The following is a 23068-nucleotide window of genomic DNA, read 5'->3' as shown; positions in this document are numbered from 1 at the left end:
GCTCAACCGCCGTCAGGCGTTGTGCGGTATTGATGTTCCACGTGGAACATTGCCTGCCGGCCAACGGAAACGTTTCTTTTTGGAACAGGATCGCGGAATCGTCGCGCCTTTCCCGCAAAAAAACTTCATGATACAATGACATCATGCGCGATGGAAAGGGGGCCGCGCCGTGATCGAAATTGTCTTTGAAGAAACGAGAAAACGCACCGCCGCCTACGACGGCGAAAAGTGCGTAGGGCTGTGTGCCTATGCCGAAGACGGCGCAGTTTGGACCGCGTACCATACTGAAGTCGAGCCCGTCTATGGCGGGCAGGGCATCGCCGCGCGCCTGGTGGACGAACTGGTCCGGGCGGCCCGTGAGCGCGGCGTCAAAATCGTGCCGACCTGTTCGTATGCGCTCCGCCAGTTTGAGAAGACGACGGAGTACGACTCTGTCAGGGGATAAGGCGCGGCTTACGGACGACGCCCTGACGGCCGGGCGTGCGGAGAAGGTCTTTCGGGCCGGAGAGCCCCGAGGAGGTAAAGAGGAATCATGAATCAACGGCGAATCGACAAGATCATGGCCAGTCTGAAAGATGCGGGGCTCACGCAGGCCCTGTTGAGCGATCCTTTCTCGCTGACCTACGTGACCGGCGACGACTTCCGCCCCGGCGAGCGCTTTCTGGCGCTCCTGCTGCGCGAGGGGCAGAAACCGGCGCTGTTTTTGAACCGGCTGTTCTTCGCCCCCCACGTGGCGGCGGAAAACATCGTTCCCTACGACGATACCGAGCGCGGCGCGCTCAAGGCCCTGCCCCTGATCGACCGTTCCCGGCCGCTGGGCGTGGACAAAAAAATGCCCGCCGAGTTCTTGCTCGAACTTCAGCAGGCGGACGCCGCTGCCGGCTACGTGAACGCTTCCCCCTGCGTGGACCGCGTGCGCGCCTGCAAGGACGCCGAGGAGATCGCCCTGATGACGCGCGCCTCGCAGATGAACGATCAGGCCATGCTGGCCCTTCGCGAGCGCGTCCGCGAAGGCGTGACGGAGATCGAACTGGCCGACGAACTGGCCGGCATCTACCGCGAGCTGGGCGCCGACGGCCTGTCGTTCCCGTCGATCGTCAGCTTCGGCGCCAACGCCGCCGATCCGCACCATTCGCCCGACGGCACCGTGCTGAAGCCGGGACAGTGCGTGCTCTTCGACATCGGCTGCATCAAAGACGGCTATTGTTCCGACATGACGCGCACCTATTACTTCAAGACGGCGAGCGCCAAGGACCGCGAAATCTACGAGATCACGCGCCGCGCCAACGAGGCTGCGGAAGCGGCGATGAAACCCGGCGTGCGCTACTGCGACTTAGACGGCATCGCCCGCAAGATCATTGCCGACGCCGGATACGGACCGTACTTCACGCACCGTCTCGGGCATTCCATCGGCCAGCAGGGGCACGAATGGGGCGACGTGAGCAGCGCCAACACGGAACAGGTCAGACCGGGCAACGTCTTTTCCTGCGAGCCGGGCATCTATCTTCCCGGCGAGACGGGCGTGCGCATCGAAGATCTGTGTCTGATCACCGAAACGGGCGTGCGCATCCTCAATCAGGTTCCCAAGGAGCTTCAGATCATCGAATGACGCCGACGCCGCGCCGGGGGGCGAGAATAAAAATCGTTTCGCCCTCTCTGCTGTGCGGAAAAAGTTTTTATCGCTTGTATTTCGTCAGTGCGGCGCATATAATAATCAGGCTTTTATGGAAGATACAACGGCTCTAAAAAGAGTGGTTCTCAATTTCAAGGAGGTCTGCGTAATGGTATCGTTTCTGTTTTGGGTACTGCTGCTGGTCGTGCTCGGCAGCGCCGTGCTCGCTCTGGGGTACGCGTTCATTACCTACGGTTTCGTCAAGAACATCGCCGTCGACGAAGAGCACAAAAAGGTGTCTGAGCTTTCCGACATCATTCACGAGGGCGCGATGGCGTTTCTCAACAGCGAATACAAATGGCTCGCGCCGTTTGTCGTCGTCGTCGGCGCTCTGCTGTGCACGTTCCTGAGCATTCCCTCGGGCGTGTGCTTCGTCTTCGGCGCGCTGTGCAGCGCTCTGACCGGCTACTGCGGCATGATCGTCGCTACCCGTTCCAACGGCCGCACGACCTTCATGGCGACCAAGAGCATGAACGACGCGCTGGGCGTCGCCTTCCGCGGCGGTTCCGTCATGGGCATGACCGTGGTCGGCGTCGGTCTGGCCGGTGTGGTGCTTTCCTACGTGTTGTTCCGCGATGCGAACGTCATCACCAGCTTCGGCCTTGGCGCTTCGTCCATCGCGCTGTTTGCCCGCGTCGGCGGCGGTATCTACACCAAGGCCGCCGATGTCGGCGCCGACCTTGTGGGTAAGGTTGAAGCCGGTATCCCCGAGGACGATCCCCGCAACCCAGCGACCATCGCCGACAACGTCGGCGACAACGTCGGCGACATCGCCGGCATGGGGGCCGACCTGTTCGAGTCCTACGTCAACTCCATCATCGCCGCTATGGCCGTCGGCTTTGTGACCACGATGGCCGGCGACAGCGCCCCGCTTGGCCTGATGGGCGTGCTCTATCCTCTGGCGCTGGCGGCTCTGGGCATCGCCGCGGCGATCTTCGGTTCGGCCTGCGTCACCGGCAGCCTGGCCGAGGAGAACGACAGCAAGATGGGGCAGTTCGCCAGCAAGTATCTGTTCAAGTTCATGCAGACGGGCAACGCGACGGATCCCGCCAAGGCTCTGAGTCTGGGCACCTACATCACCGGCATCATCGAGATCGTCGGCGCGTTGATCCTCTCGCTGGTCCTGCTTCAGGACATCAAGATCTTCTTCGCCGTGGTTTCCGGCGTTGTGGCCGGCGTGGCCATCGGCATGATCACCGAGTATTACACCTCTGCCGATTACAAACCGGTGCAGAAGCTGGCCGGCACGACCGAGACCGGCCCTGCGACCGTTATCCTCGGCGGCATTTCTCTGGGCATGACCTCCACGGTGATTCCCGTGCTCCTGATCTGCGCCGCGACGCTGATCAGCTATTTCTTCAGCGGACTGTACGGCGTGGCCTGCTCCGCCGTGGGCATGCTTTCCATCACCGGCATGAGCCTCAGCGTCGACGCTTACGGCCCCATCTCCGACAACGCCGGCGGCATCGCCGAGATGTCCGAGTTGCCCGAAGGCGTCCGCAATATCACCGACAAACTTGACGCCGTGGGCAACACCACCGCCGCCATGGGCAAGGGACTGGCGATCGGTTCCGCCGCCCTCACCGCGCTGTCGCTGTTCTCCGCCTACGCTCAGGCGGCCGGCCTGAGGTCGATCGATCTGAACAATCCTCACGTCATGGTCGGCCTGTTCCTCGGCGGCATGCTGCCCTTCCTGTTCAGCGCTCAGACCATTGCTGCCGTGCAGGAAGCCGCCGGCAAGATGGTCGAGGAAGTGCGCCGTCAGTTCAGGGAGCACCCCGGCATCATGGATTACAGCGAGAAGCCCGACTACAAGAAGTGCGTCGCCATTTCCACCGACGCTTCGCTGCATAAGATGATCGTGCCCGGCCTGCTGGCTATCGTCGTTCCCGTCGTCGTGGGCTTCGCTCTTGACGCGGAGGCTCTGGGCGGTCTGCTCGGCGGCGCCATCGTCACCGGCGTCATGCTCGCCGTTTACATGTCCAATGCCGGCGGCGCCTGGGACAACGCCAAGAAGTACATCGAATCGGGCGTGCACGGCGGCAAGGGTTCCGCCAACCACAAGGCGGCCGTCGTCGGCGACACCGTGGGCGATCCTTTCAAGGATACCGCCGGCCCCAGCCTGAACATTCTCATCAAGCTGATGACCGTCGTGGCTCTCGTCATCGCTCCTCTGATCATGAAGTAAGGGCGCGTTCTCGACAGGACGAAAAGAAAAAGCTAAAATAAAAGCGGGGAGGGCGCGAAAGCTCTCTCCGCTTTTTCTGTCGGATTTCAAAATCTGAGAGGTGAACGCTCATGGCCGACGAAATCGTCGCGAAAATAAAGGACGCCGTCGACATCGTGGAACTGGTGGGCGATTCGGTGCGGCTCGTGAAAAAGGGACGTAATTACAGCGGCCTTTGCCCTTTTCACGACGAGAAGACGCCGTCGTTCATCGTCTCGCCCGATCGCGGCACCTGGCATTGTTTCGGCTGCGGCAAGGGCGGCGACGTTTTCAGTTTCGTCATGGAGAAGGAAGGACTGAGCTTTCCCGAAGCGCTCGAATATCTTGGGCGGCGTGCCGGCATCGAGATCCCGCGGCGGAAAAACCGCGGGCAGACGACGGATCTCTATGCGGTCATGGAAATGGCCGTCGACTTTTACCGTGCCGAATTGAAAGGCGCGGCCGGCGCCGTCGGCAAAGGCTATCTGAGCCGCCGCAACCTGTCCGCGAAGGATGCCGACGCCTTCGAACTGGGGTGGTCGCCGTCGGCGTGGCGGGCTCTGAACGACGCCCTGCGCCGCGAAGGCGTCACGCAGGAACAGCTGCTCAAGTGCGGGCTCGTGATCCAGGGCGAAAAGGGCTGCTACGACCGCTTCCGCGGACGCGTGATCTTTCCTATCCGCAACGTGTCCGGACGCGCCATCGCTTTGGGCGGCCGCATCGTCGACGGCGAGGGCGCCAAATACCTGAACAGCCCGGAAGGGCCGCTCTACAACAAAAAGGAAAATCTCTATCTGCTGGACAAGGCCAAGAGCGCGATCCGCGAAAAAGGTCGTTCGATCCTCGTCGAAGGTTACATGGACGCCATCCGCCTGCACATGCACGGTCACAGGGAGACCGTCGCTTCGCTGGGCACGTCGCTGACGGAAGAACAGGCGTCGTTGTTGAAACGATTTGCCGACACATGTTATATCTGCTACGACTCCGACACGGCCGGGCAGAACGCGACGCTGCGCGGCATGTACATTCTGCAGCGCGCTGGGCTTCAGGTGTTCGTGGTGCTGTTCCCCGGCGGCAAGGATCCCGACGAGATGCTGCAGAGCGAAGGCGGCGAGGAACTCTTCGACAAGGCGGTGGAAGACGCCAAGCCGCTGGTGCTCCATCACATCGGCCTTTTCAAGGCGGCGGCCGAAAAAGAAGGTCAGGCCAAAGCGGCAGAAGAGCTGCTGGAGGGCATGGCGCAGCTGACGGCCGTGGAGCTGGCGCCTTATATGCAGGAGATCGGCCACGCTGTGGGGCTGCCCGATTATCAGCTGGCATCGGAACTGAACCGGCTGCGCCGCGGCCGCCGCCTCAGCCCTCGTACGGAAGAAAGCCTGGGCGGCGACATACAGCCGCTCGAGCCCGAAACGGCCGATTCGGAAACGCCGTCAAACTGCGACCCGGCGGAGACGGGGCTGCTTTACCTGCTCTGGATCAGCCGCGAGCTGCGTATGTCGGCATCTGTGGCGGAAGTGATCCGCATGTTTCAGGATCCCCGTCTCAAAGGCATCGCCGGTGCGCTGCTGACGGGCGAACAGCCGGAAAGCCTTGAGCATCGCTGGCTGGAGATGGGAGATCATTTTCCCATGTCGGCTATCTCCGGCGGCGCTTCGTTCTGCGACACGTTGTCCGGCACTGACATGGAAAAATGGCAGAAACTGAGTTCCGATCAGGGACGCCGAGTCAAACAGGCCCGCTACATTCAACTTAAAGCCATGATGTTCCGCGGCGAAGCCTCGCCGGAGGAACTGACCGAGTACTGGACTCTGGCCGCGGAGCTGAAACGTTAATAGCTTCCTCATGAAAGATGAACACTTTGTGAAAAAACTGCTATAATAAAACATCGTTGTAATCTTCGGAAATGAGGCGATGCGCGTGATTCGACTGGACAAGTTCCTGAAGTTTTCGCAGCTGGTGAAGCGCCGCACCGCGGCGCAGGAAATGATTGAGGTCGGCGCGGTGCGCGTCAACGGCCGGAAGGTCAAACCGGCCAGCGACGTCAAAGCGGGGGACCTGATCGAGGTGGCTTTCCCCCGGCGCGTCATTATGGCCGCCGTCCTTGTGGACGATGAAGCGGCGCTTCGCCGCCGCGGTACGGTCGCCTGCGAGATGCGCGGCGAGCGGAGAGTCGAACCCGACGAGAATCCTTGGGAAGGAAGCGCAGGCGGGCATTAAGATGCCGCGGCTCGCGTGAACGGTCGGCCGCTCTTTTTTGTTTTGCGCGGAGCATTGTATCCGAAAGTAAACCGCCGGGCGTTTCCGTGTCAGACGCTGTTTTTTTCCTGTTTGTCCTTTCTTCCTGACAGTTGACAATCCCGCCTCTTTGCGGCGATGTTTTTGTTTTCGGTACACGAAAAAATTCTGAGAGGAGTTTGAATTAAGATGAGCGCAATCGTAGGCGTACATGCAAGAGAAATCCTGGATTCCCGCGGCAATCCTACGGTCGAGGTCGAAGTCGGCCTCGAGACCGGCGAGATCGCGCGCGCCGGCGTTCCTTCCGGCGCCTCCACGGGAACGTTCGAAGCCGTGGAACTGCGCGACGGCGGCAGCCGTTACGGCGGCAAGGGCGTTCAGAACGCCGTCAAAAACGTCAACGACGTGATCGCTCCCGAGATCTGCGGCATGGACGCCGACGATCTTCGCGCCGTGGACCGCGTCATGCTCGATCTCGACGGCACGCCCAACAAGGGGCGTCTCGGCGCGAACGCCATCCTCGGCGTTTCCATGGCGGTGACCCGCGCTGCGGCCATGGACCACGACATGCCCCTGTGGGACTATGTCGGCGGCCTGAACGCCAAGACGCTGCCTGCGCCGATGATGAACGTCATCAACGGCGGCGCGCACGCCGACAACAACCTCGACATTCAGGAGTTCATGATCGTCCCCCACGGCGCCGAATCGTTCCGCGAGGCCCTGCGCATGGGCGCGGAAACGTATCACGCCCTGAAAAAGATCCTCGTCAAAGAAGGCTTCAGCACCGGGCTGGGAGACGAGGGCGGCTTCGCCCCGAACTTTTCCAGCAACCGCATGGGTTTCGAATATCTTGTCAAGGCGATCGAAGCGGCCGGCTACGAACCGGGCACGCAGATCTCGATCGCCTGCGACGTGGCCATCTCCGAACTGTACTCCGGGGGCACGTATCACTTCAAGGGCGAAGGGCGCGACTTCACGGCCGCCGAACTGGCCGATTACTACGCGCAGCTCTGCGCCGACTTCCCGATCGTTTCCATCGAGGACGGCATGAACGAGGAGGACTGGGAGGGGTGGAAGCTGCTCACCGAAAAGCTGGGCGGCAAAGTGCAGCTCGTCGGCGACGATCTTTTCGTCACCAATCCCGAACGTCTCGCCAAAGGAATCGAGAGCGGCGCGGGCAACTCGATCCTGATCAAGCTGAATCAGATCGGCTCCGTCTCCGAGACGCTCGACGTCATCGGCATGGCTCGTGATGCGGGTTACAGCTGGGTCGTGTCGCACCGTTCCGGGGAGACCGACGACAGCTTCATCGCCGATCTGGCGGTGGCGACCGCGGCCGGACAGATCAAGACGGGGGCCCCCGCCCGCATGGACCGCATCGCCAAATACAATCAGCTGCTTCGCATCGAGGAGGCGCTGGAAGGCGAAGCCCCCTACGCCGGGCTGTCCACCTTCCGCTGCGCCAGATGAAACGGGCGTGAACGAAATGGGATTCCTGATCCCGTCGAAAAAAGAACGGATCACCGATCCGACCGTCGGTCGTCTTGTCGCGTACCGGCGCCTGCTGATGCGCCTTGTGGACGACGGCGTGCCGGTGGTCTCTTCCAAGGAGATCGGCGAAATGCTGCGCCTGAAGTCCAGCCAGGTCCGCAAGGATCTGTCCTATCTGGGCGAGTTCGGCAAACGAGGCGTCGGTTACGACGTCGGCCGTCTTCTGGAAGATCTGGCCGGCATCCTGGCGCCGTTCGAAATGTGGCGCATCGGTCTGGTAGGCATCGGTCGTCTGGGCGAAGCCCTGCTGAATCACCGCTCGTTCCTCAGCGAGAACTACGAGGTGACGGCCGTTTTCGACTCCAACCCCGACAAAGTCGGGCGCAGCTACGCCGGGAAACTCTGCTATCATATCGACGACCTGCCGCGGGTGATCGCGGAAAAGAACATCACCGTGCTGATCCTGACCGTCCCGCCGCAGGCGGCTCAGGCAGTGCTCGACATAGCGGTCGGCACTGGGAAGATCGAGGGCGTGCTCAACTTTTCGGCCGTGGTCTTGCAGGCGCCTCCCGGCGTTCAGGTCAAAGACGTGGATATTTTCATCGAGCTGGAGAAGCTGCTTTTCAAGCTGAAAGCCTCTGAACAGAAGAAAAAGCAGAGCTTTTGAGCTCCGGCCTCGCCATTTGTAAAAACGTGTCTTCGCATGTTAAAATGTGGCTCGTGTTTTTAGTTGAAGAGAAAAAACTTTTAGGAGGTTTCAGTACATGAAAAAGACTCTGTTCGCTTCGCTTTTCGCCCTTCTCTTGGCCGGTGCGGCCTTTGCGGCCGACGCTCCTGCGGCGGCTCCAGCTGCTCAGGGCGGCAGCGCGTTGCAGGCGTTTTTCCCGCTGATCATTTTCGTGGTGATCTTCTATTTCTTCATCCTTCGTCCTCAGAAGAAACGTCAGAAGACCCACGACAGCCTCGTCAACAGCTTGCAGCGCGGCGACCGCGTCATTACCGCCGGGGGCTTCTTCGGCATCGTCCGCGAAGTGAAGGATGACAGCGTCATCATCGAGATCGCCGAAGGCCTTGTGGCGCGTGTGCTGAAGAGCTCCATCTCCACGAAGATCAACCCCGAAGCGCCCAAGGCGGCTCCCAAGGCCGAAGAAGCCGCAAAAGCCGACGTACCTGCCACGCCCGAAGAAGCGCCCGCGGCCGAGGACAAACAATAAGGCATTTTTGCTTGGGGCGGATGGATTACCTCGTCCGCCTCTTTTTTTGCTTATTGCAGGAATGACTTCTTCTGGGAGGTATAAAAATGTTGAGAAAGGATCGTTGGCGGCTGATTTTCATGGCGGCCGTCATCGCAATTTCGGCTGTGGTGGTTCTGCGCGGCAAAGTGAATTTGGGCCTGGACCTTCGCGGCGGCGCTCATATCGTGCTTCAGGCCAGCGGCACCAAGGACGTGCCGTTGACGCCCGACAGTCTTGACCGTCTGCGCACGGTGCTCGAGAAGCGAGTGAATCAGTACGGCCTGACTGAGCCGACGCTGCAGAAGCAGGGCGCCGACCGCATGATCGTCGATCTTCCCGGCGTGGAAGACCCTCAGGCGGCTCTGAAACTGATCGGCAGCACCGCTTTGCTGGAATTCCGCGAAGTGGTGCAGACGCTTTACAGCGCCGCGCCCCTGCCGCCGCAGGCGGAGCGCAAGAACTACGACAGCGACGAAGAGTTCAACGCCGCCGTCAAACGCTGGAACGATTACAAGGTTCAGCTCGAAGCGAGCCAGGCCAAGGCCATGGAGCAGGCCAAGGACTTCAAGGGCGAAGAAGGACAGATCGTCGCCAGCGACGACAGCGGTTCCATTTATCTGCTCGGCAGGCCGATGCTGACGGGCAACGAGCTGAGCAACGCCACGTCCGGCTTCGACCAGCTGGGACGTCCCGACGTTTCCCTCGAGTTCAACAGCACTGGCTCGGAGCTTTTTGAAAAGGCGACGGAGGCGACCGTCGGCCGTCAATTGGCCATGGTGCTCGACGGCTCGGTCATCTCGGCCCCCCGCGTCAACGAGCGTATTTCCGGCGGCAAAGCGCAGATCACGGGGCATTTCTCCGTGGAAGAGGCCAAGGGGTTGGCGGTCATGCTCCGCGCCGGCGCTCTGCCCGTGAACGTGTCGATTCTCGAAAACCGTTCCGTGGGCCCGTCGCTGGGTTCCGATTCGATCAAAGCCGGCGCTTATGCGGGCATGATCGGCCTGGCGGCCGTGTTCCTTTTCATGCTCGTTTACTACCGTCTGTGGGGCGTCACGGCCGATCTGTCGCTGTGCACGACGCTGCTGGTGCTCTTCGCCCTGCTGATGGCGTTCAAGGCCACGCTGACGTTGCCCGGCATCGCCGGCATCATCCTCACCATCGGCATGGCCGTAGACAGCAACATCCTGATCTTCGAGCGCATCAAGGAAGAAATGCGCGCCGGCAAAACGCCCAACGCGGCGCTGACTTCGGGGTTCAGCAACGCGCTGACGACCATCCTCGACTCCAACATCACCACGGTCATCGCCGCCGCCGTTCTGTATTACTACGGCAGCGGCCCTCTGCGCGGCTTCGCCATGACGCTGACGCTCGGCATCATCGCCAGCCTTTTCAGCGCGCTGGTGGTCAACCGCGTGATGCTGCAGCTCATGGTGAACTACGGAAGCAAGACCTTTCAGGCGCGCAAGTAAGGAGCGGAGCGAAAAATGAGATCGAATATCCCTTTTATGCGTTATCGTAAGGTCTGGCTGACGATCGCGGCGTTCTTCGTGCTGGGCAGTCTGGGGCTGGTGGCGTTCCGCGGCTTCAACCTCGGCATCGACTTCACGGGCGGCAATCTGCTCCAGATCGAATTCCCCGAAGCGGTCGAGGTCGGCCAGGTGCGCGAAGCCATGACGAAAGTCGGCTACGGCAGCGCCGTGATCCAGTCGTACAGCGACAAGGGCGTGATGATCCGTCTGCAGGGCAGCAGCGAGCTGACGCCGGCTGAACTGCGCGACAAGATCATCAAGGCGGTGGACGCGCTCCATACGGGCAGCGTCAAGTTGGTCAACTTCGAAATGGTCGGCCCCACGGTCGGATCGGAACTGCGCAACCAAGCCATTTTGGCCTCGACGATCGCGCTGGCGGGCATTTTGCTGTACATCACGCTCCGCTTTCGCTTCCGCTTCGCGCTGGTCAGCGTGCTGGCGCTGATCCACGACACGCTGCTGACGCTGGGCCTGTTCAGCCTGCTGCGCGTGGAGCTGGGCATGACGTTCATCGCCGCCATTCTGACGACGATCGGCTATTCGCTGAACAACACCATCGTCATTTTGGACCGCGTGCGCGAAAACTGGCACAGCCTGTCCAAGGTGGGAATGCCGCAGCTGCTGGACAATTCCATCAACCAGACGCTGGCCCGCACGATCAACACGTCGCTGACCACGTTCTTCCCAGTGCTGGCGTTCTACGTCTGGGGCGGTCCGGTCCTGGCCGGTTTTTCGCTGGCCATCATGGCGGGCATCGTCGTCGGCGGCTTCAGCTCCGTCTGCGTGACGACGTCGATCCTGTGCCTGTGGCATGAGCTCTCTCCCGAAAAATAACATAGACAACGAAACCCGTTCGGAAAGATCCGGACGGGTTTTTTCGTTTGAAAATTTCGGGGACGGCGGATTTCGTTCGGCGCTTTTTGCTGCTGCAGAAAATGCGATGCGAAAGAGAATTCCCGTACGGGCGGGAAAAATTGGTTCGCCGTGAAGAAAACTTGATGTTACTGCGGTTTTGTGAGCGCAAATCTGGTAAAATGTTCCTGGTATTGTCGGTCGTCGTTTTTGTCCGGCGCAAAATTTCAACGCGCATGAAAAGGCGCGGCGGAGGAGGAGTGCCTGATGAGAAGTTACGGGCTGGGGCTTGGCTTCGTCGCCATCTGGGCGGCGACTTATGCGGTGCAGAATCAGGATATTCTGGCGGTGCGCTTTTTGCCCTGGGACTTCGCGCTGCCTCAGGGACTCTGGGAGGTCTTTTTGTTTTTCTTCGGCATCGTCGTGATGTGGCTGATCTCGCTGGCCGCTTCATGGGAAGGCCGGTTCCGCAGCCGTCGTGAGATCGAGCGCGCCCGCCGCCGCATCGCCGCGCTGGAGAAGGAGCGCGGCGCGCTGCTGGCGGCGATGAAGGCCGCCGGCGCGTCTCAGGAAGAGATCACTTTCATCGAAAACGGCACGTCGCTGTAAATCAAAAAACGGTCGCCGCCGGGTTCGCCGGCGGCTTCGTCGAGGAAGGACTGTTTGCGTTGATCCCTGTGTGTTCGTTCAATGATTTGGATATTTACCAGCCCGGCGAGAAGACCCGCGATCTCGCCCGCCGGCTGGAATGTTCCGAGCTGGCCGCCGCGGTGCTGGACAGCCGCGCGGCGGGCGAGGAACAATTCCGGCAGCTGCTGAACGTCCCCGATCTTCGCCGGCAGTTGGACGAGCTTTTTCTCGGACGCGCGGCCCCGGCGGCGCGGGAGCTGTGGCTGAAGGCGGTGCCCGGAAAAAGAGTTTTCGTTTACGGAGACTACGACGTGGACGGCGTCTCGTCCACGGTGATCGCGCTTGAACTGGCGCAGCAGAGCGGCGCGTCCGAGGCGGTCTATTACATCCCCGACCGCCGTTCCGAAGGTTACGGCCTGCATCCTGCGAACATGCGCCGCATCATCGCCGACGGTTTCGACACGCTGATCGTGACGGACTGCGGTTCGAAGGACGTGGAAGCCGTAGAGATGGCGCGCACCGCCGGGATGAACGTGTTGATCTTCGACCACCATGCCGTGGAAGGCGACATCGTCCGGCTCGAATCATTGGTCAATCCCCAGATGGACGGCGACGCCGAAGCCAAACGGCTTTGCGCGACAGCCGTTTTGTGGTGTTGGGCCTGGCAGGCGCATATTTTGCCCGAAAGCCGCCTGGCCGGCATGCTTCAGCTGGCCGCGCTGGCTACGGTGTCCGACTGCATGCCGCTGGGGCCGCTGAACCGCTCGCTGACGCGCGAAGGCATCAAGATGATGCGCCGCGCTCCGCGCCGCGGGCTGCGCGAACTGCTCCGCTCCCTGTGCCCGAACGAACCCGACTCGATGATCGACGAAAATCGTCTGTCCATGAAGGTGATCCCCTGCCTCAACGCCGCCGGGCGCGTGCAGGTGGCCGACGTCGCGGTCAACGTGCTCTCCGGATTGGGAACGCCGCTGGAACTGCAGCGCAGCGTCGATCAGCTGCTGGATCTCAACCGCCGCCGCCGCGATATTTCCGCGGCGATCTGCTCGAGCATCAACGCCGGTCTGGAGCAGGGCGAGCGGTCGCAGGTCCTGTTCAACGGCAGCTGGCCGGTGGGGATCTTGAGCGCGATCGCCAGCCGTCTGTGCAGCGAACACAACAAGGCCTTCGCGCTGGCCGCGCCGTCGGGCGGCGGCATCCGCGGCACCCTGCGCGTGCCCAGCGGCGCCAACGCGGTGGAACTGCTGAAAAGCCTCGACGATCTGCTCGACGCCTGGGGCGGGCACAAAAGCGCCGCGGGGTTCTCCGTCGATCAGCTCAAGTGGCCCCGCCTGGAGCGGGAGCTGAACAGTCTGCTTCAGAATATCAAAGTTGAAAAAACGCCCGAAGAGGTGATCGAGTTCGAACCCGATCGGATCACCGGCGCGGCATGGGACGAGGTGCAGCGCATCGGGCCCTTTGGCAACGGCAACCCTCTGCCGGCCTTTTTCGTGCCGCTGGATTCCCGCACGACATATGCGCCGTTGGGCAAGCGCGGCCTGCATACCCGCGTGCTTTTTGGCGGCAACGCGCTGATCGCCTTCAACGGCGCCGAGCAGATCGAACGCACGGAAGATATCCGCGGTTGGCTCTACCGTCCCCGTCCGAATCTCTGGCAGGGGCGCGTCAGCCTGCAGTACATCGTTGAAGGCATTGTCGTGGCCTGATCTCATGAGAAAGCAGCGGAAGCGCCCGCCGGCGTTTCGCGGGGAAAAATAAAAGCGCGAGGGAGTGAGGAGCATGGCGTTGACGGAAGATACGGTTGCCGCCGCGGCCGCACGCAACCGGAAAAAGAATACGGAAGAACTCGGCGCGCCCGTCGCGCAGGGAGGCGCGGAAGCGCCGCGCCGTCCCGAGACGGAAACTTTCAAGTTCGCCGTTTCCCGCGTCAATCCCTTGGCTTCCGCTGGCAAAGGGATCGGCACTGCCGTTGCGGCGCGGGAAGATCCCGGTGCGGCGCTCAAAAAAGAGCTGAATATGCTGCGCGACAGTTACATGGGACGCCTGCCGGTGCCTCAGCGTTCAGTGACCGTCAGCTTCGCCTGGCAGGAACTGTGGGGCAAGGCGTCGCGCTACCTGTCGCATGACGATCTCAAGCAGCTCGGCGAGGCGTTGGTGTTTGCCGCGCAGGCACACGGCGATCAGATGCGCGCCTCCGGCGAGCCCTACGTCATTCACCCTGTGTACGTCACGTCCATCCTCGCCGACATGCGCATGGACCTGCCGACATTGCAGGCCGGCCTGCTGCACGACGTGCTTGAAGACACGCCCGTGACCGCCGACGAGATGAAAAATCGTTTTGGACCGACCGTGGAGATGCTCGTGGACGGCGTCACCAAGCTGGGCAAGCTGCCGTTCAAGACTTTCGAGGACTATCAGGCGGAAAACCTGCGCAAGATGTTCCTCGTTATGGCCAAGGACATCCGCGTCGTCCTCATCAAGCTGGCCGACCGCACGCACAACATGCGCAGCCTCGGCGCTCTGCGCCGCGACAAACAGCAGCGCATCGCCAAGGAGACGCTGGAGATCTACGCGCCGCTGGCGCACCGGCTCGGCATCTATCAGGTCAAGCGCACGCTCGAGGATCTTGCCTTCAAGTATTATGATCCGACCATGTATTACGACATCAAGCGGCGCGTCAAAAAACGCCTGCCGGAGCGCGAAGCCATTGTCAACCAAGCCATGGAGACCCTGGGCGAACGGCTCAAGAGCATGAGCATCGAGGCTCACATCAAGGGGCGGGCCAAACACTTCTACAGCATCTTCGAGAAGATGAACCGCAAGAAACTGTCGGTGGAGCAACTTTACGATCTTCTGGCTCTGAGAGTCATCGTGAACGACGTGACGACCTGCTACACCGTCCTCGGCATCGTCCACACGCTGTGGAAACCGATCCCCGGACAGTTTGACGATTACATCGCCAACCCCAAGAACAACATGTACCGTTCCCTCCACACCACGGTCATGGGGCCGCAGGGCGAGCCGCTGGAAGTGCAGATCCGCACGTGGGAGATGCACTGGCTGGCCGAGTACGGCGTGGCCGCTCACTGGCGCTATAAGGAAGGTCAGGGGCACATCGACGAGCTGGATCAGAAGCTCGAATGGATCCGCAAGACCCTCGAGAACGGGCCGGAGACCAACAGCCAGGAGTTTATGGAACGCCTGCGCGACGATGTGCTGACGTCGGACGTGTTCGTCTTCACGCCCGAGGGCGACGTGAAGAGCCTGCCCCGCGGCAGCTGTCCCGTGGACTTCGCTTATGCCGTGCACAGCCGCATCGGCGAACAGTACGTGGGCGCCATGGTCAACAACCGCATCGTCGCCGCCGACTACGTACTGCACAACGGCGACATCGTCAAGATCATGACTTCGCCGCAGGGAAAGCCTTCGCGCGACTGGGCCAATTTCGTCAAGAGCAGCAAGGCGAAAAGCCGTATCCGCAGCTACTTCAAGCGCCTCGATTCGCAGGAGAAAAACGAGAACATCCAGCGCGGCCGCGAACTGCTGGAGCGGGAATTGAAGACGCGCCTCGGCGAGAATTTCAAACCCGTGGACGAAGTCATCCCCTGCATCAGCCGCATCGCTCACGACGTAAGCTGCAATAACGCCGACGACGTACTGGCGGCGATCGGTTCCGGCGCGATTGGGCCGGCGGGCATCGCCCAGAGAGTCTGCGTGGCGCTGAACACGCCCGTCTCCGAGGCGATACCGCAGGTCCCGGAAGCGGTGGGGCAGAAGCCTCACAGCTTCGCTCAAAAAGGGGCCGACGTGATCGTCGAAGGCGCATCCGGTATCGTTGTGACGCTGGCTCACTGCTGTCAGCCTGTGCCCGGCGACGCCATCGTGGGATTTTCCACGAAGGTGCGCGGCATCATGGTCCATCGCGAAAATTGCCCGCGCCTCGAAAAAGCCGCGCCCGAGCGCCTGATCCCCGTCACATGGGGCAACACCGACCGGAAAAAGTACGACGCGCGCATCATCATCGACGCGCTCGACCGCCCCGGACTTTTCGGCGACATCGCCCAGGTCTGCGGCAACGGCGGCATCAACATCACGTCGGTGATGGCCAGCCAGATGGGCAGCGGCAATTCTCGCATGAAAATGGATATCGCCGTGCAGGATCTGGAACAGCTGTATTCCATCATCGCGCGGCTGAACGGCATCCGCGACGTGATCGACGTATACAGGGGGTAGAACATGAGAGCTGTGGTGCAGAGGGTGACCTCGTCCTCCGTCGATTCCGAAGGCGCTCGCGTCGGCGCCATCGGCAGAGGCTTCTGCGTGCTGCTGGGCGTGACGCACGGCGACACCGAAGCCGACGCCCGCTGGCTGGCCGACAAAATTGCGGGACTGCGCGTGTTCGAAGACGAAAACGGCAAATTGAATCGATCGCTGGCCGACGTGGGCGGAGCGATGCTGATCGTTTCCCAGTTTACGCTGTACGGCGACTGCCGCCGCGGCCGCCGCCCGTCCTTTTCGGAGGCGGCGCGGCCCGAGCAGGCCGACGCGCTTTACGAGAAATTCGTCGCCTGCGTCCGTTCTCGGGGCATTCCCGCCGAGACGGGCGTGTTTCAGACCATGATGACGGTGAATATCGTCAACGACGGACCCGTCACGCTGATTATCGATACTCCGGAGAGAGAGAAAGAGTCATGAATTACAAACGCATTCCTCTTGGCCCGCTGTGGACCAATTCCTACGTGATCGACGACGGCCGCGGCACGGCTTTCTGCATCGACGCCGGCGGCGATCCCGCCGACGTGTTGGGTTACCTGCGCAACGAGCGGCTGAAGCTGGCGGCGATCGTCCTGACCCACGGCCACATGGATCACATCCTTGGCTGCGCGGCGCTGAAGGAAGCGACCGGCGCCGCGTTGTACGTGCCGGCGGACGACGAACCGCTGCTCGCGGATCCCAACCGGAATCTGGCCAGCGAGTTCGGCTGCGAGATCGAAGCGGTGCAGCCCGACCGCCTTGTGCGCGACGGCGACGTTTTTTCCGTCGGCGGTATCTCGCTGACGGCGCTGCACACGCCGGGGCACACAAAAGGCAGCACCTGCTACATCGCCGAGCAGGGCGGGGAAAAACTGCTCGTTTCCGGCGACACGCTTTTTGCCCGCAGCATCGGCCGCACCGATCTGAGCGGCGGCGACAGCGAGGCCATGTCCCGCTCGCTGGCCCGTCTCAACGCCATTGCAGGCGACATGCCCGTGCTTCCCGGCCATGGGCCCGAGACGACGCTCCAGAAAGAGCGCGAGTGGAACCCCTTTTTGAAGGGCTGAACCGATGGCACTCGAGATGAACGCCAGCGAACGCCCGCGCGAACGGCTCGTGGCCCGCGGCCCCGAAGCGCTGAAGACGGAGGAACTGCTGGCGATCCTTTTCGGTACGGGGCGCGAGGGCTGCAATGTGATCGAAATGTCGCGGGAGTTGCTGAACAAATACGGCTCGCTGAAAAATCTGTCCCGCGCTCACGCCTTGGAGCTGGCGGGGCGAAGCCGCCCCTGCGACAGCGTCAAAGGAGTCGGCCTCGCCAAGGCGGTGACGCTGCTGGCGGCGCTTGAACTGGGGCGGCGGGCAGCGGACGAAGAGGAGCGCCGCGACGACCTGAAAAGCCGTCTTGAATTTTGGGCCCGGCAGCTGTCGGCGGACGAACGCGAATTCATCATCGCCATCTATCTGGATCGTAAAGATGTTCCTATCGCGGACGAACGTCTCTCGTACGGCGGCGTCGACGGCGCGGTGCTGGACGCCCCCTATCTGATGCGCCGCGCCGTGCGGCTGAACTGCGCGGCGCTGGCGCTTGTGCATAACCATCCCGACGGCGGCCTGACGCCGAGCGACGACGATCTTTTTCTGTCGCGCTCGGTGGCAAAAATGCTTCAGGTGCTTCAGATCGGTTATTATGGACATTACATTGCCGGCGGCGGCGGGATCCGCCGCATTCCTGGCGACGGCAGCACGGGCAAAGACGTGGTGTTGAATGCTGCCGCGGTAAAACAGTGAAATCGTTCTTTTCCGCGCGGAAAAAGAACTGTTGAGGAGGAACAATCGTGGCTCTTTTCGGAAGATCCGGCGGCGTTGGCGTAGGCGTCGATCTTGGCACCGCCAATGTGGTCGTTTTTCAGAGCGACCGGGGAATCGTTTTCGACGAACCTTCCTGCGTGGCGGTGCGCAAACTGCCGCGCGGCGGCGGCGTGGAAGTGATCGCTTACGGCCGCGAGGCGAAGGCGATGATCGGCAAAACGCCTATGGGCGTCTCGGTGATCCGGCCGTTGCGCGACGGCGTCATCGCCAATTTCGACATGACCGAGGCCGTGCTGCGCCATTTTATCTCCAAAGCCTGCGCGGCCGGACATTTTTCCAATCCGCAAGTCGTCGTTTCCGTGCCCGCGCGGGTCACCGAGGTCGAACGCCGCGCGGTCGTCGACGCCGCTCTGGGCGCCGGCGCGCGCGAAGCGTACATTCTCGACGAGCCGCTGGCGGCGGCGCTCGGCGCCGGGCTGCCGATCAACGCGCCGGAGGGCAGCATGGTGCTCGACATCGGTTCCGGCACCAGCGAAGTGGCCGTCATTTCCTTGGGCGGCCTGGTGGTGAGCAATTCGCTGCGCATCGCCGGCGACAGCATGGACGAGGCGATCATCGGGCTGTTCCGGCAGAAGCACGCGCTGCTGATCGGCGAAAGCACGGCCGAAAACGTAAAAAACGAGATCGGTTCGGTGCTGCCGCTCAAGGAAGAGCTTGAGATGGAAGTGAAAGGGCGGGACCTGGCCGACGGCCTGCCCAAGGTGAGCCGCGTCAGTTCGGTGGAAGTCCGCGAGGTGCTGCTGCCGATCGTCTCCCGCATCGAGGACATGGTGAAAGTGGCTCTCGAACAGACGCCGCCGGAGCTCTCCCGCGACATCGTGGACAACGGCATCGTGTTGACCGGAGGCGCTTCGCAGCTGCGCGGCCTGCCGGAAAAACTGACGCGGGTGCTGAACGCTCCCGTAATCCTTTCCGAGGAGCCTATTCACGCGGTCGCCAACGGCGTGGGACTGACGCTGCAGAATTTGGGAGAAATGAAAAGGATCCTCACGACCGTCCACAAGAGCCAGCTCTAACGAGTCCCGATCATGGCAGAGCGCTGGAACTTTGAACGGGAGTTGGTTATCGGCCTGATCTGTGTCGTCGCCTGCGTGTTTCTCGCCTTGGGAGCGACTGGAAGCGGGCGGACGCGCCATGCCATGGATGTAACCGCATCGGTGCTGGCCCCGCTTGAGAAACCGGCCGTTTTTGTGATCGATCGCGTCGAGCGATTCCGTCGTTGGACCACGGAACGTCGGGATCTGCTGATGGAGCTGGAGGAGCTGCGCGAAGAGAATCGCGCGTTGCGCCTGCAATCGGGAGAGGAAATCTCGGCGGAGTTTAAGCGGCGTGCCCGTCCCGGCAATCGTTTCCCGATCATTTTTCGCGACCCCAGTATGTGGTGGGAAGAACTACGCATCGGCACCGGCGACGAGAGGTATGATCCCGGTTGCGCCGTGCTCGACGGCTCCGATCTGGTCGGCGTGATCACCTCGCAGAGCGGCGGTAGCGCCTGGGTACGTTTGGTCACCAGCGCCGGCTTTTACGTTCCCGTGGTCGTGGAAGAGACGCGCGAGATCGGCGTCGTCACGGGGGACAACGAAGGCGGCGTGTGGGTCAGGTATCTGCCTTCCGACGGCGATTACAAGCCGGGAATGAAGATCCTGACCGTTTTGGGCAGCCGGCTGCCGGTCGGACTGCCGGTAGGCGAGCTGACTTCGGAACGACGGACGGTGACCGCGGGTGTCGATGAGTTCCGCGTCAAGACAGGCGCCGATCTGTTCAGACTTCAATACGTGTCCGTGCTGGGAGGTTTGCAGCCATGAAAAATTTTCTGGCGCTGATTTTCGGCTGGTACGCTCAGGACATTGTGCAGATCATGATGACTCAGACCTTTCTGGCGCCGGAAATCTATCTGATGATGCTGATCTGGTGCGTGACCCGGGAGAAGCAGCTGAGCGTGCCTTGGCGATGGTTCGCCGCGGCGCTGTGTGGCGGCCTGCTGATGGACCTGCGCTGGATCGGAGTGCCGGGGCTGTATGGCGCTCTTTATACGGCGGCGGTTCTGGCTGCGCATTGGGCATGGTTCCAGATTCCCGCGGCCAACCGCCGAACGCTGCCCTATGTGGTCATCACGACATTGCTCTGCGCCGTGATGACGCTGTCGCGACTGCTCTTTTGGGATGCCGGCGTCCTGGCCGGTCGGATCGGGCTCGTCATCGGCGTGCAATGGATCGCGAACGCCGCGGTGCTGATCTTTTTGGCGCTCGTGAGGTCTCGCCTTCATGACGAAAAATCTTTCTGAACAACCGACCCAGCGCCTGCTGTCTGATACGCGCTTGAATTTCTGGCGTGCCGTCGTGGCCGGATCCTTTGTGGTTTTGGCGGTCGCGCTGGCGCTTTTTCAGGTGCTCTGGTCCGACCGCTACGTAGGGCTGGCGCTGAAGAACCGCCTTCGGCTGATCCGCATGCCGCCGGCTCGCGGGCAGATCTATGACCGCAAGGGACTGCCGCTGGCTCTGAACGTGATGACGTTCGATATCATGGGCTATCCGCTGGACCTGCAGCGCGACGAGGTCAAACAAAAACTGCTTGGCGCTTTACAGCGTGCCCGCCTGCCTCACGATCCGGAGAAGCTCGAACAGCGCGTCAAAAATCTTTACTGGGCTCCGTATCGGGCTATTTCGCTGGTCTCGAATCTGACGCTGCTGCAGATGACCAGCCTGATGGAAGATCCTGAATTTCCCGAAGTGCTGTTCCCGCTGCCGGTGTGGCGCCGCACTTATCCCGCCGGTCCCTTGGCGTCCCACGTGGTGGGATACGTGGGCGAAATTTCCGAACAGGAACTGCGCAGCGTTGAAACTGATGAAAACAAAAGCTACATCGGCGGCGACGTGATCGGTAAATCCGGCGTAGAGAAATATTATGAAGACGTTTTGCGCGGCTCCATCGGCGAACGGGCGGTAGAAGTGGACGCCCGCGGCCGTCAGCGCCGCACGCTGAATGAAACGATGCCGGGCATCGGACAGGATCTGACGCTGACGATCGATCTGAGCGCACAGAGTTATGCCTCGGATCTCATGAAGGATTACAATGGCGTGATGGTGGCTCTCGACGTGAACAACGGCGAAGTGATCGTGATGTGGTCGAATCCTTCTTATGATCCGAATCCGCTGGCTTGGGGGGTGTCCGGGACTGAATGGGCCGGCCTGAATCTCGACAGCTCCCGCCCCTTGTTGAATCGGGCCATCAGCGGGCAGTACTCGCCCGGTTCCATATTTAAAGCGGTGACCGGCTACGCGGCGCTTGAATCCGGTGTGGTAGACAAAAACACGTCGGTTCACTGCTCCGGAGTTTTTCGCCTGGGCGGGAATTTGTATCATTGCTGGCGGCGCGGCGGACACGGTCGGGAGACTTTCGTGCGGGCGCTGCGCGATTCGTGCGACGTCTATTTTTACGAGACCAGCCAGATGGTCGGCGTGAAAAGGTACGATGACGTGGGAGAACGCTTCGCTCTCGGCCGCCCGCTGGGCATCGATCTTCCCGGCGAAGCCGCGGGCATCCTGCCGGGGCCCGAGTGGAAGAAAAAAACGATGCGCCAGAGCTGGTTCAAGGGCGATTCGGTCAACATGTCGATCGGGCAGGGCTTTGTGCTGCTCACGCCGCTGCAGATGGCCAGCGTCTACGCGACTATCGCCAACGGCGGCGTTTTCTATCGTCCGCACGTGTTGAAAACGGCGGAAGTAGAGGGACAACCTACCGGGCTTCGTCAGGAGTATCTGCAACTGGTCAAGGCCGGGCTGCGGGCGGTGGTTGCCAAAGGCGGCACCGGTCATCGCGCCGCAGTGTCCGGTGTGGAAATTGCGGGCAAAACCGGTACGGTCCAGCACGATCACGGCAAGGATCACGCCGTGTTTGCCGGTTACGCACCGGCGTCAAAGCCTCGTTATGCCGTCGTCTGCTTCATCGAAGGCGGCGAGAGCGGCGGCCGCGTGGCCGGCCCTTTGGTTGGGCAGCTGCTGAGCTTTTTGCTGAATGAAAATGGCAGCGCGAAAGAAAAATAATACTTTCTTGATAAAAGCGTTAACATGGTTCGCCGGGCGTCGCAACGGAGTTCTTCATTCGCTCGGGAACGTTTCGACTGCTGCGCCGCTGGCGTTGTGGATCTCCCTTGCAGCGCTCTTGAGTTCGCCCTTTATAAAGAAATAGTATGAATCCGTATTTCAGTGAAAGGAATGGGGAAAAATAGATGGAACTTGCCTCACAGAAGAAGGAAATCAGCTTCAAAGGACGCGGCACATCGGTGTGCGTGGCCTTCGAAGGCGCGATCCTGCCGGGCATTTCGGACGTGCTGCGAGAGCTGCGCGATGCCGGGAGCATGGTGACCGGCCATCAGATCGTCTTTGATTTCAAGAAACTTCAGGTGCCAAGAAACTGGCTGCTTGATCTGCTGCGCGACGTGATTTTCCCGATGAATCTTTCCGTCTCGCTGTGGAACGCTGAAGAGCCGTCGACGAAAGAAAATCTGGCGTCGCTGGGATTTAAAGTCGATGGTTCGGAACGTCCCATGGTGACGCAGGGGACTCTCAAGATCGTCTCGATCCCTCTGCGCGGCGGACAGGCGCTGCAGCATGACGGCGATGTGCTGATGCTGGGCGACCTGCATCACGGCGCCGAGATCAATGCCACCGGCTCGATCATCGTTCTTGGCGCCATCCAGGGGCAAGTGCATGCCGGCTGTAACGGCGATAACAGCGCTTCGGTGATCACGCTGAGCTACCAGACCAATCAGCTGCGTATCGGTTCCATGATCAGCAACGCCATGGAGCCTGGCGCTTCGCCCTGGTGGGGCAAGCCCGTGCGAATTGTCGTGGAGGGCGGTGTCTTTGTAGCCAGCGATATCTCTTGGGAAAAGTAGAAAGGCAGTCCTGATGAGCAGAAAAGACAGACAGAAGAAGCAGAATAAGTTGGAAAAGAGGCAGGCTTTGATCGCCGCGGCAAGAAAGAATCAAACCGTGACACGGCCTGCGGAGAACGAAAAGCAATCGGAACTTTCCGGAACGGCGCGGCTCGCGAACGAGGCGGGGCAGTCGATCGTTTCCTTCGCTGAGGA

Annotated in this window: 21 protein-coding genes; all 21 read left to right on the top strand. The window is 61.3% G+C overall.

Annotated features, from left to right (window positions below):
* Positions 1-169 precede the first annotated feature (169 nt).
* The 21 genes from RAH42_RS11295 (at position 170) to RAH42_RS11195 (ending at position 22873) form a co-directional block, all read left to right on the top strand.
* Entirely contained in the window at positions 170-445 is a 276-nt protein-coding gene (locus RAH42_RS11295; RefSeq protein ID WP_205948263.1) for a GNAT family N-acetyltransferase, read from the top strand.
* An 87-nt stretch (positions 446-532) separates the two neighbouring features.
* Complete coding sequence (locus tag RAH42_RS11290) at positions 533-1609, top strand: Xaa-Pro peptidase family protein (protein WP_078015815.1); 1077 nt, start codon at positions 533-535, stop codon at positions 1607-1609.
* A gap of 172 nt (positions 1610-1781) precedes the next feature.
* Positions 1782-3860 (top strand): sodium-translocating pyrophosphatase, encoded by a 2079-nt coding sequence (locus RAH42_RS11285; protein WP_078015814.1) that lies wholly within the window; start codon positions 1782-1784, stop codon positions 3858-3860.
* Between the two features lie 110 nt (positions 3861-3970).
* Positions 3971-5710, top strand: coding sequence for a DNA primase (dnaG, locus tag RAH42_RS11280; RefSeq protein WP_317539532.1), 1740 nt, complete (start codon positions 3971-3973; stop codon positions 5708-5710).
* 88 nt (positions 5711-5798) lie between these two features.
* Positions 5799-6095: a S4 domain-containing protein gene (locus RAH42_RS11275; RefSeq protein ID WP_317540262.1), complete on the top strand. Its 297-nt coding sequence runs from the start codon at positions 5799-5801 to the stop codon at positions 6093-6095.
* 207 nt (positions 6096-6302) lie between these two features.
* Entirely contained in the window at positions 6303-7583 is a 1281-nt protein-coding gene (gene eno, locus RAH42_RS11270; protein WP_078015812.1) for a phosphopyruvate hydratase, read from the top strand.
* 16 nt (positions 7584-7599) lie between these two features.
* Positions 7600-8271: a redox-sensing transcriptional repressor Rex gene (locus RAH42_RS11265; protein WP_199674637.1), complete on the top strand. Its 672-nt coding sequence runs from the start codon at positions 7600-7602 to the stop codon at positions 8269-8271.
* Positions 8272-8368: 97 nt separating this feature from the next.
* Positions 8369-8818, top strand: coding sequence for a preprotein translocase subunit YajC (yajC, locus tag RAH42_RS11260; RefSeq protein ID WP_078015810.1), 450 nt, complete (start codon positions 8369-8371; stop codon positions 8816-8818).
* Positions 8819-8904: 86 nt separating this feature from the next.
* Complete coding sequence (gene secD, locus RAH42_RS11255; protein ID WP_078015809.1) at positions 8905-10308, top strand: protein translocase subunit SecD; 1404 nt, start codon at positions 8905-8907, stop codon at positions 10306-10308.
* A 15-nt stretch (positions 10309-10323) separates the two neighbouring features.
* A complete protein-coding gene (gene secF / locus RAH42_RS11250; protein ID WP_317539531.1) occupies positions 10324-11202 on the top strand; it encodes a protein translocase subunit SecF in 879 nt (292 codons plus the stop codon).
* A 285-nt stretch (positions 11203-11487) separates the two neighbouring features.
* Positions 11488-11829 (top strand): LapA family protein, encoded by a 342-nt coding sequence (locus RAH42_RS11245; protein ID WP_317539530.1) that lies wholly within the window; start codon positions 11488-11490, stop codon positions 11827-11829.
* Positions 11830-11897: 68 nt separating this feature from the next.
* Positions 11898-13556 carry a DHH family phosphoesterase gene (locus tag RAH42_RS11240; RefSeq protein WP_317539529.1) on the top strand — a complete coding sequence of 553 codons (1659 nt, stop codon included), beginning with the start codon at positions 11898-11900 and terminating at the stop codon, positions 13554-13556.
* A gap of 73 nt (positions 13557-13629) precedes the next feature.
* Positions 13630-16083 carry a bifunctional (p)ppGpp synthetase/guanosine-3',5'-bis(diphosphate) 3'-pyrophosphohydrolase gene (locus RAH42_RS11235; protein ID WP_120372718.1) on the top strand — a complete coding sequence of 818 codons (2454 nt, stop codon included), beginning with the start codon at positions 13630-13632 and terminating at the stop codon, positions 16081-16083.
* 3 nt (positions 16084-16086) lie between these two features.
* Positions 16087-16545, top strand: a complete 459-nt coding sequence (dtd, locus tag RAH42_RS11230; protein WP_078015805.1) for a D-aminoacyl-tRNA deacylase — start codon at positions 16087-16089, stop codon at positions 16543-16545.
* Entirely contained in the window at positions 16542-17171 is a 630-nt protein-coding gene (locus tag RAH42_RS11225; RefSeq protein WP_120372717.1) for an MBL fold metallo-hydrolase, read from the top strand. Before dtd ends, RAH42_RS11225 begins: the two co-directional genes overlap by 4 nt.
* A 4-nt stretch (positions 17172-17175) precedes the next feature.
* Positions 17176-17895: a JAB domain-containing protein gene (locus tag RAH42_RS11220; protein ID WP_078015803.1), complete on the top strand. Its 720-nt coding sequence runs from the start codon at positions 17176-17178 to the stop codon at positions 17893-17895.
* Positions 17896-17942: 47 nt separating this feature from the next.
* Positions 17943-18992 carry a rod shape-determining protein gene (locus tag RAH42_RS11215; RefSeq protein ID WP_078015802.1) on the top strand — a complete coding sequence of 350 codons (1050 nt, stop codon included), beginning with the start codon at positions 17943-17945 and terminating at the stop codon, positions 18990-18992.
* A gap of 12 nt (positions 18993-19004) precedes the next feature.
* Positions 19005-19781, top strand: coding sequence for a rod shape-determining protein MreC (mreC, locus tag RAH42_RS11210; protein WP_078015801.1), 777 nt, complete (start codon positions 19005-19007; stop codon positions 19779-19781).
* Entirely contained in the window at positions 19778-20260 is a 483-nt protein-coding gene (locus RAH42_RS11205; protein ID WP_317539528.1) for a hypothetical protein, read from the top strand. Before mreC ends, RAH42_RS11205 begins: the two co-directional genes overlap by 4 nt.
* A gap of 34 nt (positions 20261-20294) precedes the next feature.
* The gene (gene mrdA / locus RAH42_RS11200) at positions 20295-22019 is read left to right on the top strand and encodes a penicillin-binding protein 2 (RefSeq protein ID WP_317539527.1); all 1725 of its coding nucleotides are present in this window, start codon (positions 20295-20297) and stop codon (positions 22017-22019) included.
* A 185-nt stretch (positions 22020-22204) separates the two neighbouring features.
* The gene (locus tag RAH42_RS11195) at positions 22205-22873 is read left to right on the top strand and encodes a septum site-determining protein MinC (protein ID WP_078015798.1); all 669 of its coding nucleotides are present in this window, start codon (positions 22205-22207) and stop codon (positions 22871-22873) included.
* Positions 22874-23068: the final 195 nt, after the last annotated feature.

This window comes from Pyramidobacter sp. YE332, from assembly GCF_033060595.1.
Lineage (GTDB): Bacteria > Synergistota > Synergistia > Synergistales > Dethiosulfovibrionaceae > Pyramidobacter.
The sequence above is the reverse complement of the archived record's forward strand: the minus strand, read 5'-3'. Positions and strand labels throughout refer to the sequence as shown.